This window comes from Acidovorax sp. NO-1 (genome assembly GCF_000238595.1).
Taxonomy (GTDB): Bacteria; Pseudomonadota; Gammaproteobacteria; order Burkholderiales; family Burkholderiaceae_C; genus Acidovorax.
In genome coordinates, this window is sequence record NZ_AGTS01000131.1 from 1 (window position 1) to 344 (window position 344).

The following is a 344-nucleotide window of genomic DNA, read 5'->3' on the forward strand; positions in this document are numbered from 1 at the left end:
AACGAATAGGCGCCATACGCGGTCTAGGAAACGACGTGCTCCATCAAGACCATTTTCAGACCAAGCGATTGAAGCATCTAATGGTCCCATGAACATTTCGTATAGACGAAGTGTATCTGCACCGTGGCTTGCTACGATATCATCAGGGTTTACAACGTTACCTTTTGATTTACTCATTTTCTCGTTGTTTTCACCTAGAATCATACCTTGGTTGAATAATTGTTGGAACGGCTCTTTCGTTGGAACTACACCGATATCGTATAATACTTTGTGCCAGAAACGAGCATATAGTAAGTGAAGTACAGCGTGTTCTGCACCACCGATATAAATATCAACTGGAAGCC

At 42.4% G+C, this 344-nt stretch carries 1 protein-coding gene; it reads right to left on the reverse strand.

Features of this window, described 5'->3' with window-relative positions:
• On the reverse strand, nucleotides 1–344 hold a 344-nt coding region (locus KYG_RS24025; protein WP_139019416.1), incomplete at both ends, for a class I tRNA ligase family protein.